This window comes from Microbacterium esteraromaticum (assembly GCF_016907315.1).
Classification (GTDB): Bacteria; Actinomycetota; Actinomycetes; order Actinomycetales; family Microbacteriaceae; genus Microbacterium; species Microbacterium esteraromaticum.
The window spans coordinates 2,145,006-2,159,323 of record NZ_JAFBBS010000001.1 but is presented as its reverse complement, the minus strand read 5'-3'; the positions used below and the strand labels follow the sequence as shown (position 1 = coordinate 2,159,323).

The window sequence follows — 14,318 nt, the reverse complement described above, 5'->3', positions numbered from 1 at the left end:
GATGCGGGTGCGGTGGTTCGGGGGGGCGACCTCAGCGGTGGTCGAGCCGCACGGACGTGCGGTGTCCGACCGCCTGGATGGCGAGGACGCACACGATGATGATCACGATCGTGAGGTACATGAGGTCGTCGTTGTAGACCTGGTACCCGTAGCGCATCGCGAAGTCGCCGAGGCCTCCGCCGCCGACCACGCCCAGCACGGTCGAGTACGACAGCAGGCTGATCGCAGCGGAGGTCAGCGCGTAGACGAGCCCGGAGCGCGCCTCGGGAAGGAGCATCCGGAACACCGCCTGCGGCACCGTGGCGCCCGACGCGACGGCCACCTTCGAGATGCCGGCGGGGATCTCGCGCAGGATCTGCTCGGTCAGGCGGGCGTAGATCGCGACGGCGACGAAGCAGAGCGGCAGGGTCGCCGCCTGCGTGCCGAAGCTCGTGCCGATCACGGCGCGCGTGAACGGGATGAGGAACACGACCAGCAGCAGGAACGGGAACGACCGCACCACATTGATGTAGAGGTTCGCGACCGTGTTGATCGCGCGGTTCTCGGCGATGCCGCCGCGCTCGGTGAGGTACACGACGGTGCCGAGCGGCAGACCGATCAGCACCGCGGCGAGAAGCGACACGAGCATCATGTACCCGGTCTCTGCCATCGACTGCGCGATGTCTTCGCCGTACTCGGCGAGCAGGTCGGTGAGCCAGGTCATGCGCTCAGCTCCCGCTTGACCTGCTCGTAGTAGCTGGGCAGCGACCGGGGGCCGGCGGCGTCGATCTCGAAGACCTCGCGCAGCCGCCCCTTCTCGAGCAGCGCGGCGCGGTCGCAGATCGCCTTGACGACGTCGAGGTCGTGCGTGATGACGATCACGGTCGTGCCGAGCTTCGCGCGCGCGTCGGCGAGCACGCGCAGCACGTCGGCGGTGGTCGACGCGTCGAGCGACGAGGTCGGCTCGTCGCAGAGCAGCAGCGGCGGGCGCGACACGAGGGCGCGGGCGAGACCCACGCGCTGACGCTCGCCGCCGGAGAGCTGGGCGGGGAAGTGGTCGGCGCGATGCGAGAGGCCGACGAACGAGAGGATCTCGTCGACGGCATCCTGCTGCTGCCTGCTCTTCTTCGCCGTCTCGCCGCGGGCGAGACGCAGCGGCAGACGCACGTTGTCGCGCACGGTGCTGTTGCTGAGCAGGTGCACGCCCTGGAAGACGACGCCGACGTCGCGACGGAGCTCGCGCAGGCCCGCTCGATCGAGCTCGGCGACGGCGGCACCGCGCACGGTGACGTGGCCCTCGGTCGGTCGTGTGAGACCGTTGATCAGCTCGAGCAGGGTCGACTTGCCGGCGCCGCTCTCGCCGATGATGCCGAAGACCTCGCCGGAGCGGATGCTGAGGGTGACGTCGTCGAGGGCAGGGCTCTCATCGGCATCGGGGCGGAACCGCTTCGTGACATGGCGGAACTCGACGATCGCGGGCAGGTCGGTGGCCATCGCGTCTTTCGGGTGGGGTGGGGGCGGGCCGACTGCGGGCCCCGGCGGACCGAGCCGCCTTTCTGGACGTGATCCAAATTATAGTTGAGTCATGACCCTGAGGTACCGGACGGAAGCGATCAACGGCGACGGCGGGACGGGCACGGCCCGTGTGACGGGCGGGATGGAGGTGCCGGTCGCCTCTCCCCTGGCGCCGAATCCCGACCCGGATGCCTCGAACCCGGAGCAGCTGCTGGCCCTGGCCTGGTCGACCTGCCTCAACGCGACTGCGCAGGCCCTGGTGAAGCGCGAACGCCGCACCGCCGTGCGCATCGAGGTCGAGCTGCACGACGCGGCGGACGGACCCGGGTACGAGTTCCACGTCGACACGTATCTCTCGGCTGAAGGGCTCTCGATGGAGGAGACCGAGGATCTGCTGCAGCGCGCGCACGCTCGCTGCCCCGTGTCGAAGCTGCTGCACGGCGCGACCACGGTGCGGGTGCATGCGGAGGAGTACGCGGGCTGACGCGCCCTTTCCGAGCATCCTGCGTTTCGCGGGCTGCTGATCAGTGCGCCGCGATCACCTCGAGCACGGCGGCGCCATACGCATCGCGCTTCTTCTCGCCGATGCCGCTGATGCCGCCCAGGCCGGCCACCGTCGTCGGCCGATGCTCGGCGAGCGCGCGCAGCGTCGCATCGCCGAACACGATGTACGCCGGCACGCCCTGATCACGGGCTGTCGCCGCGCGCCACGTGCGCAGCGCCTCGAAGAGGTCGCGGTCTGCAGCATCCAGCGCATCTGCGGCGCTCGTCTTGCGGACGCGAGACGAGCCACCCGACCGCCCCATCGTGTCTTTGCGCAGCGGCACCTCGGTCTCGCCGCGCAGCACCCCTGCCGCGGCGTCGCCGGGGGCGAGCGTGCCGTACTCGCCCTGCGCGACCAGGATGCCGCGAGCCAGCAGCTGCCGAACCACGCTGCGCCAGTCCTGATCCGACAGGTCGGCGCCGATGCCGTAGGTGGCGATCTGCTCGTGGCGCATCTTCCGGATGCGGTCGTTCGACGCGCCGCGCAGGATGTCGATCAGGTGGCCGGCGCCGAACGCCTGGTTGCGCTCGCGCTTCAGGCGCACGATCGTCGACAGGAGCTTCTGCGCGGGAACGAGCCCGTCGAAGGTGTCGGGCTTCTCGAGGCAGGTGTCGCAGTTGCCGCACGCATCGCTGTCCTGCCCGAAGTAGTGAAGCAGGTTCTGCCGCCGACATGCGACCGTCTCGCACAGGGCGAGCATGGCGTCGAGGTGCTGCCCCATGCGCATCTTGAAGGTGCGGTCTCCAGGACTCTGGTCGATGAGCCGGCGCTGCTGCACGACGTCGCCGAGCCCATACGCCATCCACGCGACCGACGGCTCGCCATCGCGACCGGCGCGACCGGTCTCCTGGTAGTACCCCTCGACGGACTTCGGCAGGTCGATGTGCGCGACGAAGCGCACGTCGGGCTTGTCGATGCCCATGCCGAAGGCGATCGTCGCGACCATGACGACGCCGTCGTCTCGCAGGAAGCGCGACTGGTTCTGCGCGCGCACCTCGGCAGGAAGCCCCGCGTGGTACGGCAGAGCGTCGAAACCCTTGGATGCCAGGTACTCGGCCGTCTGCTCGACCGACTTGCGGCTGAGGGCGTAGACGATGCCCGCGGCACCGGCCGGCTGAGACGAGATGAACTCGACGAGCTGCCGGCGCACCTCGACCTTCGGCACGATGCGGTACTGGATGTTCGGCCGGTCGAAGCTCGCGACGAAGTGCTTCGCGGCGGGCAGGTGCAGGCGCTCGGTGAGTTCCTGATGCGTCGCCCTGGTCGCCGTGGCGGTGAGCGCCATGCGCGGCACCCCGGGGAAGCGCTCCGCGAGATCGCCGAGCGCGAGGTAGTCGGGGCGGAAATCGTGGCCCCACTGAGAGACGCAGTGCGCCTCGTCGATCGCGATCACGCTGAGCGTGCCACGCTGCAGCAGCTGCGTGGTCTGCGCAGAAGACAGCCGCTCGGGCGCGACGTAGATGAGATCGAGCTCGCCGGCGACGTATGCCCGTTCGACCTCGCGCCGCTCGTCCGGCGCCTGGGTGGAGTTGAGGTACGCGGCTCGCACGCCGTTCGCCCGCAGAGCGTCGACCTGGTCGTGCATCAGGGCGATCAGCGGGCTGATCACGAGCCCGGTGCCCTCGCGCACCAGGGCAGGCACCTGGTACGTGATCGACTTGCCACCGCCGGTCGGCATGAGCACGACCGCGTCTCCCCCGCCGATCACCTGCTCGACGATCGCGGCCTGGTCGCCGCGGAACGCGTCGTACCCGAACACGGTGCGCAGCGCCTCGATGGCCGTGGGGTAGCGCGCAGGCGCGATCCCGGATGCCGCCCCGCCGCCGGCATCCGGAGCGGGCGTCATCGGGCCCGGCCCCCAGTCGAGCGGCGGCTCCCAGCCGTACTCCGGCGGAACCCAGTCGAGCTCCTCGGGCGGGAGGTCGTCGTACGGGTCTTCGGGGTACGGCACATCCTCGTAGGGATCACGGGGAGGCTGCGGCATCCCTCCAGCGTAGCCATCGCCGCCGACGTCGCGGTCAGCCGTCCGCGGCCGGGGTCGGCGGTGCCCGATAGCCTTGCGGAGTGGCATCCCGACCGGCGCTGAGCACGCGCACCCTTCTCGTCTGCGCGGCGATCGGCGTCGCCACAGGCATCCTGGGCGGCATCGCCGGGCTCGCCACCGTCGGCGTCATCGCCGTCGTGCCCTACCTCTACGGCCTTGTGCTGGGTGTTCACGTGCTGCCGGGAATCATCGCGCAGGAGGTGCTCCGCAAGCCGATGGTCGCGCTGATCACGCATGTGATCGCCGCGCTGATCTCGAGCGCATTCACCCCGATGTGGGCGATGCGCTTCATCGGCACCGCGCTGCTCTTCGGCGCCATCCAAGAGGGCGTCGCCGCGCTGACCCGCTATCGGGCCTGGGGCCGCTGGCGCTTCTTCGTCTCGGCCGCCATCATCGGCGCGATCGTGGCGGCCGTGGTCGGTGTCGTCGTCGACCTGACGCAGTTCGAGCCGTGGGTGCAGCTGAGCTACCTGATCATCTCGGTGCTCGGGCCGGTCGCGTGGACAGCCGTCGGCATCGCGATCGGCAACGCGCTGCGCACAGCGGGCGTCGCACCGCGCTGAGCCGCCGCGACGGTCCTGCGACACCGCAGGGGCCTCGCGACACCGCAGGTTAGGTCAGGCTAAGTTTGTAGGGAACCGACCGCTCACAGAGGACCCGCCCGTGCGCTCTTCCGCGCCCCTGCTCAGCGTGCGCGACCTCAGCGTCACGCACGCGGGCGCCGCGCACCCCTCACCGCACGGCATCTCGTTCGACGTGCACGCCGGCGAGGTCGTGCTGCTGCTCGGCCCGAGTGGATCGGGCAAGTCGACTCTGACCCTCGCGCTGAACGGGCTGGTCCCCCAGGCCGTCGAGGCCGCGCTCGACGGCACCGTGCTCGTCTCGGGGCGCAACACACGCAGCGCCGCCGTCGCCGAGCTGAGCACCGAGGTGTCGATGGTCTTCCAGGATCCCGATTCCCAGCTCGTGACCGGGACCGTGCTCGACGAGGTCGCCTTCGCCCTCGAGAACCTGGGGCTGCCCGCCTCCGAGGTCCTCGCCCGCGCCGAGCAGGCACTCCGCCGCGTCGGACTGTGGAGCAGGCGCCGCTGGAACCCCGATCTGCTCTCGGGTGGCGGTCGCCAGCGCCTCGCGATCGCGTGCGCCCTGGCGATGCGCTCCCGAGTGATCGTGCTCGACGAGCCCACGGCCAACCTCGACCCGCAGGGCGTGCACGACGTGTACGCCGCCCTCGGCGAGCTGATTCAGGACGCCGAGGAGCGGGCGATCGTGCTGGTCGAGCACGACGTCGACGCGGCGATCGATCTCGCGACCCGCGTGATCGTGCTCGACCGCGAGGGGCGTCTCGCACTCGACGGCCTGCCGCAGCAGGTGATGCGCGACCACGCCGCGACCCTGCACGAGCTGGGCGTCTGGTCGTCCGACGAGCGGGTGAGCGCGGCGGTCCGGCCGCCAGCCGCCGACCCGAGCGTCCCGGCGATCACCGCGCGCGATCTCGTCGTCGAGAAGCGCGGCACCCGCACCCTCGACGTCGAGAGCCTCGACATCCCCCGCGGGTCGTTCACCGCGATCATCGGCCCGAACGGCGCGGGCAAGACGACCCTGCTGCAGACGCTGGGAGGTGTCGTTCCGCCCACCGCCGGGACGGTGCTGATCGACGGATTGGATGCCGTGCGCGCGCCTGCTCGCATGATCGCAGCCCATGTCGGGTTCGTCTTCCAGAACCCCGAGCACCAGTTCATCGCCGGCACCGTGCGAGACGAACTCGCCCACGGCCTGCGGCTGCAGCGCATCGACCCCGCGGAGATCGACGCGCGGGTCGACGAGATGCTCGACCGGTTCGGCCTGGGCGCCAAGGCGGACGTGCACCCGTTCCTGCTCTCCGGTGGCGAGAAGCGGCGTCTCTCGGTCGGCACGGCGCTGATCTCCCGGCCCTCCGTGGTGGCCCTCGACGAGCCGACGTTCGGACAGGACCGAGCCCGCGCCGCGGAGCTGCTCGGTCTGCTCCAGGAGCTGCAGCGCACGGGCACCACGGTGGTCATCGTCACGCACGACCGGCGGCTGGTCGCCGAGTACGCGAGTCACGTCGTGCTGCTGCGCGACGGCGAAGTGGTCGCGTGGGGTGCCGCCGAGACGGTGCTCGCCCAGGATGCCGCGGATGCCCTGGCACCCGCCGCCACGGCATCCGCAGCCTCACCCGCGACGGAGCCCACGCCCACCGACCCGTACGACGACGCGCCGGCGCCTCCGCGGTACTGGCTGCACGGGATCAACCCGCTCGCGAAGCTCGGCGCCGTGGTTCCCGCGATGGCGCTGCTGGCGTTCACGCGCGACCTGGTCACCCCGGCGATCTTCCTCGCGCTCGCGTACGCGATGGTGCTCAGCGGTGCGCGGCTCACCCGCCGCGCCTGCGCGGTGATGCTGCTCGGCGTGCCGGTCGGCATGGCCGTGCTGACGGTCGGGTTCGGCGTGTGGGTCGACCCCGGCCAGGTCTCCGGCAGCGCCGGAGTGCTCACGATCGGCGGCTGGACGCTGCGCTCGGGCGCCCTGCTCATCGGACTCGCGACTGCTCTGCGCCTCGGCGCGATCCTCGCGCTCGCTCTCGTCGGCGGGCTCACGACCCGCGGCCCCGACCTCGTGCGGGCGACCGTGCAGCAGCTGCACGTGCCGTACCGCATCGGATACACGGCCCTCGCCGCATACCGCTTCGTGCCGCGGTTCGGCTACGAGCTGTCGGTCATCCGCGCCGCGCACCGCGTGCGCGGGCACGGCTCGGGCCGCGGACCGGTCGCTCGTCTCGTGCGCGGCTGGGGATACATCGTGCCGCTGCTCGCGTCTGGTATCCGGCACGCCGAGCGGGTCGCCCTGTCGATGGATGCCCGCGCCTTCGGCGCCCACCCCACCCGCACCGAACGGCACCTCGTGCCGTGGCGCGCACGCGACACGGTCTTCACGGCGGCGGTGCTGCTGGCATCCGCTCTCATCTTCTTCCTCACCTTCCCCTGGCAGCCGTCCTGAGAGGCACCCCATGTCCATCAGCAAGATCGTCAAGCCGGCCTCGGCGGAGCTTCTGCAGCTGACCGTGCTGCGCACCGAGCAGCTCTCTCCTGGATGGATGCGCGTCACGTTGGGCGGAGGCGAGATCGACCGCTTCCGGCCGATGGGCTACGACCAGTGGGTACGGCTGTTCCTGCCGATCAGCGGCGAGTCCGGCCTCGAGCGCGTGCCCGCGAAGGCGAACAGGATGTTCGGATACCTGAGGTTCCTGCGCATCCCCGACGGCGAGCGCCCCGTGATGCGCAACTACACGATCCGTGCGCACCGCCCGGCCGCCGACGGCCACGGTGCCGAGATCGACATCGACTTCGTGCTGCACGGCTCGGCCGCCGACGGCACGGCGGGTCCCGCGTCGCGGTGGGCCGAGACCTGCACTCCAGGCGAGCACGTGCTGATCATCGACGAGGGCCTCGCGTTCAATCCGGCGCGCGGCGAGGAGCGCGTCGTGCTCGTCGGCGACGAGACGGCCCTGCCTGCGATCGCAGGCATCTGCGCGTCGCTTCCGGCGACGGCATCCGGGAGCGCGATCATCGAGGTCGCGTCCGAGGCGGATGCCCTGGCGTCCCCTCACCCGGAGGGCGTGTCGGTGCACTGGGTGGTGCGTTCGGCCGACGCCGCTCCCGGTACCGGCGCGCTGGAGATGCTGCGCGGCGAGCGGATGCCGGACGCCGGGCTGCACGCGTACATCGCCGGCGAGCAGTCGCTGGCCTCAGGAGGCCGGAAGCTGCTCGTCGGCGAGCGCGGAGTCGACAAGCACCGCGTCAGCTTCACCGGCTACTGGAAGATCGGTGCGGCCTCGCCGGCGTCGAACGCCGCCCGCGAGGCGGCGGCGCGTCCTGCCGGCTGACGCCGAGAGCACCACGTGCCGTCGAGCACGGCGTCTGCCGGCGTCGGCATGTGGTGCTCTCGACGGCGGTCAGCGCTTGCCGGCGATCTGACGTCCGACGATCTCGCGCATGATCTCGTTGGTTCCGCCGTAGATGCGGTGCACGCGGGCGTCGGTGAAGGCGCGGGCGATGGGGTACTCCATGATGTAGCCGTAGCCGCCGTGCAGCTGCACACCGGTGTCGAGCACCTCCCACTCGCGCTCGGTCACCCAGAACTTCAGCTGGGCGGCCTCTTCTGCGGTGAGCTTCGATGCGGCGTAGGCCTTGAGCCCGCGGTCGACGTACGCCCACACGGCGTCGGCCGTGGTGGCCATGTCGGCGACGCGGAACCGGGTGTTCTGGAAGTCGATGACCCGCTCGCCGAACGCATCGCGGTCCTTCGTGTAGTCGACGGTCCACTTCACCGCAGCCTGGATAACGGCCGCGGCGGACACGGCGATCGACAGGCGCTCGAGCGGCAGGTTCATCATCAGCTGGATGAACCCCTGCCCCTCCTTGCCGCTGATGAGGTTCTCGTCTGGCACGAAGACGTCGGTGAAGCTGAGCTCGGCGGTGTCCCACCCGTGGAAGCCCATCTTGCTGAGCTTCTTGCCCTGGTCGAAGCCCTCCATGCCCTTCTCGACGATCAGCAGGCTGAATGCGTCGGGGCGGTTGCCCTCGCCGGTCTTGACGAAGGTGACGACGATGTCGGCGGTGGTGCCGGACGAGATGAACGTCTTGGCGCCGTTGAGGATGTAGCCGCCGTCGACCTTCTTCGCGTTGGTCTTGATGCCGCGCAGGTCGCTGCCCGCGCCGGGGTCGGTCATCGCGAGAGCACCGAGGATCTCGCCGGTGGCCATGCGCGGCAGCCACTTCTCCTTCTGCTCCTGAGTGCCCATGTGCACGAGGTACGGCACGGCCAGGTCGTCCTGGATGCCGAGGGCGCCTGCCAGAGAGCCGGCGCCGGCGCCGATGACCTCTTCGTTCACGATCGCGCGGAAGCGGTAGTCCTGCAGCATGCCCGCGCCGCCGAACTCCTCGGGCACCGAGAGTCCGATGATGCCGGCCTCACCCGCAGCGCGCATGGTCTCGCGGTCGATCTCGCCCGCGGCATCCCACCGCTCGATCGACTCGTTCGAGACGTGCCGCTTGACGAAGTCCTTGACCAGGTCGCGGAAGGCCTCGTGGTCTTCTTCGTAGATGTCGCGTTCCATGGCGTCCTCCTGAAAGTCGTGTGCGCCCTCGCACGGCGAGTCTAGGTCGGTGAGACCGCGCCGAACAGTGATTTGTGGGAACAAGTCTCACACACGATGACACTGCGTTCCGCGTTTGTGGGATACGCCCATCGCGCGTTCAGTGGTGATAGTCGGGTGCCGCAGGAAGACCGAAGAACTCCTCGAGGGTGTGGAAGCCGCCCTCGTGATACGCCTTCGCGAGCTGGGGTCCGATGTACCGGATGTGCCACGGCTCGGGCGCATAGCCCGTGGTGCCCGTGTGGCCGTGCTCGTAGCGCACGATGAACCCGTAGCGCCAGCCGTTCTCGGCCACCCAGCGGCCCTGCCGCGTGGGGCCGAACGCCTCGATGCTGCCACAGCCGGGGCTGCACGCGACCAGGTCGAAGGCCAGCCCGCTCTGGTGCTCGCTGAAGCCTGGCCGGGCCGATACGGCATCCGCTCCGCTCTGCCCGCGGTCGCGGACGTGCTCACCATAGGTGCGCTGCTGCAGGCCGTACGATCGATAGCCGTTGTTGACCCCGATGACACCGGCACCCGCGGCACGGGCGTCGGCTGCCATCTTCTCGAGAGCGCGATTGGGTTCGGGGCGCAGCTCGTTCGAGAGGGTGGTCGTGCGCAGGCCGATCCCCGAGAGGGATGCCGGGGCGAAGCTCTCCGGCTGCAGCGGACGCTGCTTGTTGACCACGACCCACGAGCGAGCGGGATCGGAGAGCGAGACGCACGGCGCGTTTCCGCTGATCACGGCCTCGCGGAACTCGGCCCCTCCACCGAACGACGCCACGGCGGCATCGTCGTCGCCCGCCGCGAGATGCGCGCGGACCTCGCCGTCGGCGCAGGGGTTCGCAGCGACCCGCGAGTCGACCTCGACATCCGGCAGCGCCATCGCCGCGGCCGGTTCAGGCAGATGCGGAAGCGCAGGCGGCTCGGCGGCGAGCACGCCGCACAGGGTCGACAGCGCAGCCATCGCCGTGAACATCACGCCGAGGGGTGTGGCCACCCGCACGGCGAGCGATTCACGCGCGGCGTGCCGGGTCTGCGCTGCGCTCACCGATCCATTGTCCCCCAAACGGGCGGATCACACCGCTCAGGGTCTCGAGGCGGCTGCGATGATCCGCTCGGCCCCGCGCACCATCGCGACATCGATGAACGTGCCGTCATCGAGAACGAACGCGCCGGTGCCGTCTGCGGCAGCGGACGCGACCCGGTCGATGATCCGCTGCGCGTGCTCGACCTCGGCGGTGGTCGGGGTGAACACCTGCCGTACCACGGCGATCTGGCGCGGATGCACGACGGTGCGTCCCGCGTATCCGAGGTTCTTCCCCGTGCGGCAGCTCTGCTCCAGCCCGTCGAGGTCGACGACGTCGGCCCACACCGCCATGAGCGGCGACGGCAGCTCAGCTGCCGCCGCCGCGTTCACCAGCCGCGAGCGCGAGTAGGCCAGCCCCGGCTCTCCTGCGGTTCCCGCCGGGATGCCGAGGGCTGACCGCAGGTCGGCCTCTCCTGCGCCGATGGATGCCGCACCGGACGACGCGATCTCGTACGCCCGCTCGACGGCGAGCGGCGTCTCGAGCAGCGCGTGCACGCGCCGGCCAGGAAGCGCTGCGCGCACGGCCCGCACGTCTGCCGCCGACTGCGTCTTGGGCAGGCGCACGTCGAACTCCGCGGGCAGCATGCGGAGCGCGTCCAGGTCGTCGTCGTGCCAGCGAGAGCCGATCGCGTTCACCCGCACCTGCACGGCCGGCCGAGAATCGCCGCGCGCGCTCCACTCGTCGGCGAAGGCGCCGAGCGCGCCGCGCGCTTCCCCCTTGCGCGACGCCGACACGGCATCCTCGAGGTCGACGATGACGGCGTCCGCTCCGGCATCCAGCGCCTTGCCGAACCGCTCGGGACGATCGGCCGGCGCATACAGCGCGACCATGACGAACCGGCTCATGCGACCGATCCGTCCTCGCGCAGCCGGGCGATGTCCTCGTCGGCGAAGCCGAGCTCGCTGAGCACCTCGTCGGTGTCGGCACCGTGGGCGCGCCCGGTGAACGCGATGTCGGCTTCATCTCGCGAGAGGCGGAAGAGCGGGCCCTGCATCGCCATCTCTCCCAGGTCCGCGTCATGGATGCGGTGGATCGTGCCGAGCGCGGTGAACTGGGGGTCGGCGACGATGTCGGCCGGTTCGTATACCGGGGCGACGGCCGCCTGCGCCTCCTCGAAGGCCGAGATCACCTCGTCGCGCGTGTGCCTGGCGATCCACGACCCGACGGCCTCGTCGATCTCGTCGGCGTGCTCGGCGCGCGACGCTCCCGTCGCGAACCACGGCTCATCTGCGAGGTCCGGCCGGCCGACGAGCGTCACGACGCGCTGTGCGATCGAGAGCGCGCTCGCCGAGACCGCGACCCATGACCCCTCAGCGGTGCGGTACGCGTTGCGCGGGGAGTTGTTCATGGAGCGATTGCCCGTGCGCGGCTGCGCCGTCTGCAGCTGGTCCCACCGGGTGATCTGCGGACCGAGCATCGCGAGGATCGGCTCGATGATCGCGACGTCGACGACCTGCCCGACGCCCGACGCCGCCCGCGAGTGAAGGGCCACCATCACCGCGTACGCGGTCGCCAGCGATGCGATGCCGTCGGCCAGTCCGAACGGGGGCAGCGTGGGCGGGCCGTCCGGTTCTCCGGTCGCCGCTGCGAAGCCGCTCATCGCCTCAGCCAGGGTTCCGAAACCGGGGCGCGAGCGATACGGTCCGATCTGGCCGAACCCGGTCACGCGTGCCAGCACCAGGCCCGGGTTCTGCGCCGACAGGGTCTCGTAGTCGAGACCCCAGCGCTCGAGGGTGCCCGGCCGGAAGTTCTCGATCACGACATCCGCCGTGCTGGCGAGTCTGAGGAACGCCTCACGCCCGCCGGCGGTGTGCAGGTCGATCGCGACCGTGCGCTTGTTGCGACCGAGGGTCTTCCACCACAGGTTCTGTCCGTCCTTGCTGGGGCCATGGCCTCGGGCGGGATCGGGTCGGGTCGGATGCTCGACCTTGATCACCTCGGCGCCCATGTCTCCCAGATGCATGGCGGCCATGGGGCCGGCGAAGAGGGTGGACGCGTCGATCACCCGCAGTCCGGTCAGCGGCGTCGTCATGCCTCATCCTCCCAGCACACGCGGAATCCGATCGATGGCGAGGCGTCCTGCCCCAGCCCGGGCAGCAGCAGCTTCAGCGCGAACTCCGGCTCGCGCACGCCGCCGTCGACGTACCAGTCCGATCCGACGCTCTCGTGCGCACTTCCGCCCTTGAGCATCACGAAGCGGGTGCGCCCGTCAGAGTGCTCCGACTCGGTCCAGTTCCAGACCTCGGGGGTGCGGCGCTCGAACCCGGGCATCCGGGCGGCAAGCTGCCACTCGTCCTCCGTCGGCAGCCGCCCACCCACCCACGCCGCGTAGTCGCGGGCCCGAGCGAACGTGACGCCCGTCGCAGGGCGCTCAGGGTCACGCGATCCGGCGCGTTCGCCGATCGCGTCGAGGTAGAGCGCGTACTCGGCCTCGCTGACCTCTGCGGATGCGACCCGTACCGCCTCAGCCAGCTTCGCCACGCGCTCGAGCGTGCGCTGATCGTGCAGGCGCGGCGGAAGGGGCTTCCACTCGTCGACATAGGGAGCGCCCTCGTACATGCCGGTCTCTCGCGCGCGATAGCGGACGGTCAGCACGTGCTCGCCCGGGGGCACGATGACGGTGCATGCCGCCGCGCGCTCCACGACGCCGGTGGCTGCGGCGGCGGAGGCGGCACGCGGGGGCGACAGCCGGCGTGCGCGACGGTGGGGGAAGGATGCCTGTGCCACCGCCACCTCGTCGGCCAGCGCCGCACGCACCTCGGCCAGCTCGGCCGGCTCGTCTCCTGCGACCCGCATCGCCGCGGCGACGCCGTGCGCGGGCACGACGATCGCGTCGGCTGAGTCGCCGGCGTGCAGCGGCTGCCAGCCCGTGCCCTCCGGGCGGTACGACACGTCTGCATCGGAGGTGTTGGCGAGCAGCAGCAGGGTCGACCCGTCGAGCTCGAACGTCGACCCGAACACAGGGGCGCGATGCACGGCGAGGGGCGTCCATTCGCCATCGACCAGCCAGCGATGCAGTCGTCGCTGCACCGGCAGCATGCGCCGCAGCGTCGCCGCGTCGCGGTCGTTCCAGCCGACCCAGACGCCGAAGACGACCTCCCACACCATCACCCCCACGCCGTTGAGCCAGGCGGAGCGCAGCTCTTCGGAGTGGTCGCGGTGCCAGCGGCGGATGTGATGCTGCATGTGCCGGCGCTCGAACCAGTGCGCGCGCAGCACGCCTGGCACCTCCGAGTCGGCGAACCACTGCGCCCACGAGAGCGTGTGGTCTGCGATGCGCTCGGTCGCGAGCTTCGACTCGCCCTCGAGTCCGATGCCGGGGCGCGCGGCATCGAGAGCCGCGACCATCTCGGGGTCGGCCTTCTTGAGCGTGTCGAGGAAGATGCCGTCGGCGCCCAGGCGCCGCACCGTGGCGGCGAGCTCGGTGGCGTCGTCGCGCCCGCGCCGCGTGCCCGTGTCCCACGGGTTGTAGTCGACGAAGACCGCGATCCCCAGCGCGTGCAGGGCGTCCGCCGCGTCGGCGAGGCCAGGCACGTCATAGAAGTCCCACTGGTTGCGGTCGTCGATGCCGATCACGGGGTACGCGTGCCAGAGCACGACCCCGTCGAGGCCGCCGAAGCGCTCGCGGGCGTCGGCCGCGAACCGCTCGGGCGTGAACCTCTGCGCGTCGAAGTCGAAGAACAGCTCGTCCCACAGCCACACCTGGGCCACGGTGAAGCAGCGGGACGCCCAGCGCGACTGCGGGTCGTCGTACCGGCTGGGAGCACCGTGCCTGCGGCGGGCGCCGTCCCGCCAGGCGGTGAGCTGCGCCCGCCAGTCGTCGAGCTGCGCGGGATCGGAAGGGGCGGCGAAGATCTTGCCGTCGTCCAAGGTCAGCGCATCGGCGCCCGCAGCCACGTCGGGCAGGACGCCGTCGATGTCGCGCAGAGGCACGCTCGTCGGGCGGTCCAGCTCCCGGGGCTGGAGGGGGTCGAATCCACTGCTCACGGT

The 14,318-nt window shown here is 70.8% G+C and carries 12 protein-coding genes; 4 read left to right on the top strand and 8 right to left on the bottom strand.

Annotated elements, in window-relative coordinates:
- Window positions 1–31: 31 nt before the first annotated feature.
- Complete coding sequence (locus JOE67_RS10360; RefSeq protein ID WP_204975497.1) at window positions 32–703, bottom strand: methionine ABC transporter permease; 672 nt, start codon at window positions 701–703, stop codon at window positions 32–34.
- Window positions 700–1,473: a methionine ABC transporter ATP-binding protein gene (locus JOE67_RS10355; protein WP_204975496.1), complete on the bottom strand. Its 774-nt coding sequence runs from the start codon at window positions 1,471–1,473 to the stop codon at window positions 700–702. Before JOE67_RS10355 ends, JOE67_RS10360 begins: the two co-directional genes overlap by 4 nt.
- A gap of 91 nt (window positions 1,474–1,564) precedes the next feature.
- Between JOE67_RS10355 and JOE67_RS10350 the strand changes: the two genes are divergently transcribed.
- Window positions 1,565–1,978: an OsmC family protein gene (locus JOE67_RS10350; RefSeq protein ID WP_204975495.1), complete on the top strand. Its 414-nt coding sequence runs from the start codon at window positions 1,565–1,567 to the stop codon at window positions 1,976–1,978.
- Window positions 1,979–2,018: 40 nt separating this feature from the next.
- Here the strand turns inward: JOE67_RS10350 and recQ are convergent, their stop codons facing one another.
- Window positions 2,019–4,022 (bottom strand): DNA helicase RecQ, encoded by a 2,004-nt coding sequence (recQ, locus tag JOE67_RS10345; RefSeq protein WP_204975494.1) that lies wholly within the window; start codon window positions 4,020–4,022, stop codon window positions 2,019–2,021.
- 80 nt (window positions 4,023–4,102) lie between these two features.
- On the opposite strand from recQ, the gene JOE67_RS10340 reads away from it, so the two are divergent.
- The 3 genes from JOE67_RS10340 (at window position 4,103) to JOE67_RS10325 (ending at window position 7,986) form a co-directional block, all read left to right on the top strand.
- Window positions 4,103–4,645, top strand: coding sequence for an ECF transporter S component (locus JOE67_RS10340; RefSeq protein ID WP_204975493.1), 543 nt, complete (start codon window positions 4,103–4,105; stop codon window positions 4,643–4,645).
- Window positions 4,646–4,745: 100 nt separating this feature from the next.
- On the top strand, window positions 4,746–7,100 hold the full coding sequence (locus tag JOE67_RS15775) for an energy-coupling factor transporter ATPase (RefSeq protein ID WP_338041576.1): 2,355 nt from the start codon (window positions 4,746–4,748) through the stop codon (window positions 7,098–7,100).
- A gap of 10 nt (window positions 7,101–7,110) precedes the next feature.
- On the top strand, window positions 7,111–7,986 hold the full coding sequence (locus JOE67_RS10325) for a siderophore-interacting protein (protein ID WP_204975492.1): 876 nt from the start codon (window positions 7,111–7,113) through the stop codon (window positions 7,984–7,986).
- Between the two features lie 69 nt (window positions 7,987–8,055).
- Here the strand turns inward: JOE67_RS10325 and JOE67_RS10320 are convergent, their stop codons facing one another.
- From JOE67_RS10320 to JOE67_RS10300, 5 genes are all read right to left on the bottom strand, one after another.
- Window positions 8,056–9,219, bottom strand: coding sequence for an acyl-CoA dehydrogenase family protein (locus tag JOE67_RS10320; RefSeq protein WP_204975491.1), 1,164 nt, complete (start codon window positions 9,217–9,219; stop codon window positions 8,056–8,058).
- 139 nt (window positions 9,220–9,358) lie between these two features.
- Window positions 9,359–10,288, bottom strand: coding sequence for a M15 family metallopeptidase (locus JOE67_RS15685; protein ID WP_338041575.1), 930 nt, complete (start codon window positions 10,286–10,288; stop codon window positions 9,359–9,361).
- Between the two features lie 36 nt (window positions 10,289–10,324).
- Window positions 10,325–11,173 carry an HpcH/HpaI aldolase/citrate lyase family protein gene (locus JOE67_RS10310; protein ID WP_204975490.1) on the bottom strand — a complete coding sequence of 283 codons (849 nt, stop codon included), beginning with the start codon at window positions 11,171–11,173 and terminating at the stop codon, window positions 10,325–10,327.
- Window positions 11,170–12,360, bottom strand: a complete 1,191-nt coding sequence (locus JOE67_RS10305; RefSeq protein WP_204975489.1) for a CaiB/BaiF CoA transferase family protein — start codon at window positions 12,358–12,360, stop codon at window positions 11,170–11,172. Before JOE67_RS10305 ends, JOE67_RS10310 begins: the two co-directional genes overlap by 4 nt.
- Entirely contained in the window at window positions 12,357–14,315 is a 1,959-nt protein-coding gene (locus JOE67_RS10300; protein WP_204975488.1) for an SUMF1/EgtB/PvdO family nonheme iron enzyme, read from the bottom strand. The genes JOE67_RS10305 and JOE67_RS10300 overlap by 4 nt, the downstream gene beginning before the upstream one ends.
- Between the last annotated feature and the right edge of the window lie 3 nt (window positions 14,316–14,318).

Coding starts and splice junctions, on each gene's coding strand:
- JOE67_RS10360 (WP_204975497.1), bottom strand. CDS start 703: ATGACCTGGCTCACCGACCTGCTCGCCGAGTACGGCGAAGACATCGCG.
- JOE67_RS10355 (WP_204975496.1), bottom strand. CDS start 1,473: ATGGCCACCGACCTGCCCGCGATCGTCGAGTTCCGCCATGTCACGAAG.
- JOE67_RS10350 (WP_204975495.1), top strand. CDS start 1,565: ATGACCCTGAGGTACCGGACGGAAGCGATCAACGGCGACGGCGGGACG.
- recQ (WP_204975494.1), bottom strand. CDS start 4,022: ATGCCGCAGCCTCCCCGTGATCCCTACGAGGATGTGCCGTACCCCGAA.
- JOE67_RS10325 (WP_204975492.1), top strand. CDS start 7,111: ATGTCCATCAGCAAGATCGTCAAGCCGGCCTCGGCGGAGCTTCTGCAG.
- JOE67_RS10320 (WP_204975491.1), bottom strand. CDS start 9,219: ATGGAACGCGACATCTACGAAGAAGACCACGAGGCCTTCCGCGACCTG.
- JOE67_RS10310 (WP_204975490.1), bottom strand. CDS start 11,173: ATGAGCCGGTTCGTCATGGTCGCGCTGTATGCGCCGGCCGATCGTCCC.
- JOE67_RS10305 (WP_204975489.1), bottom strand. CDS start 12,360: ATGACGACGCCGCTGACCGGACTGCGGGTGATCGACGCGTCCACCCTC.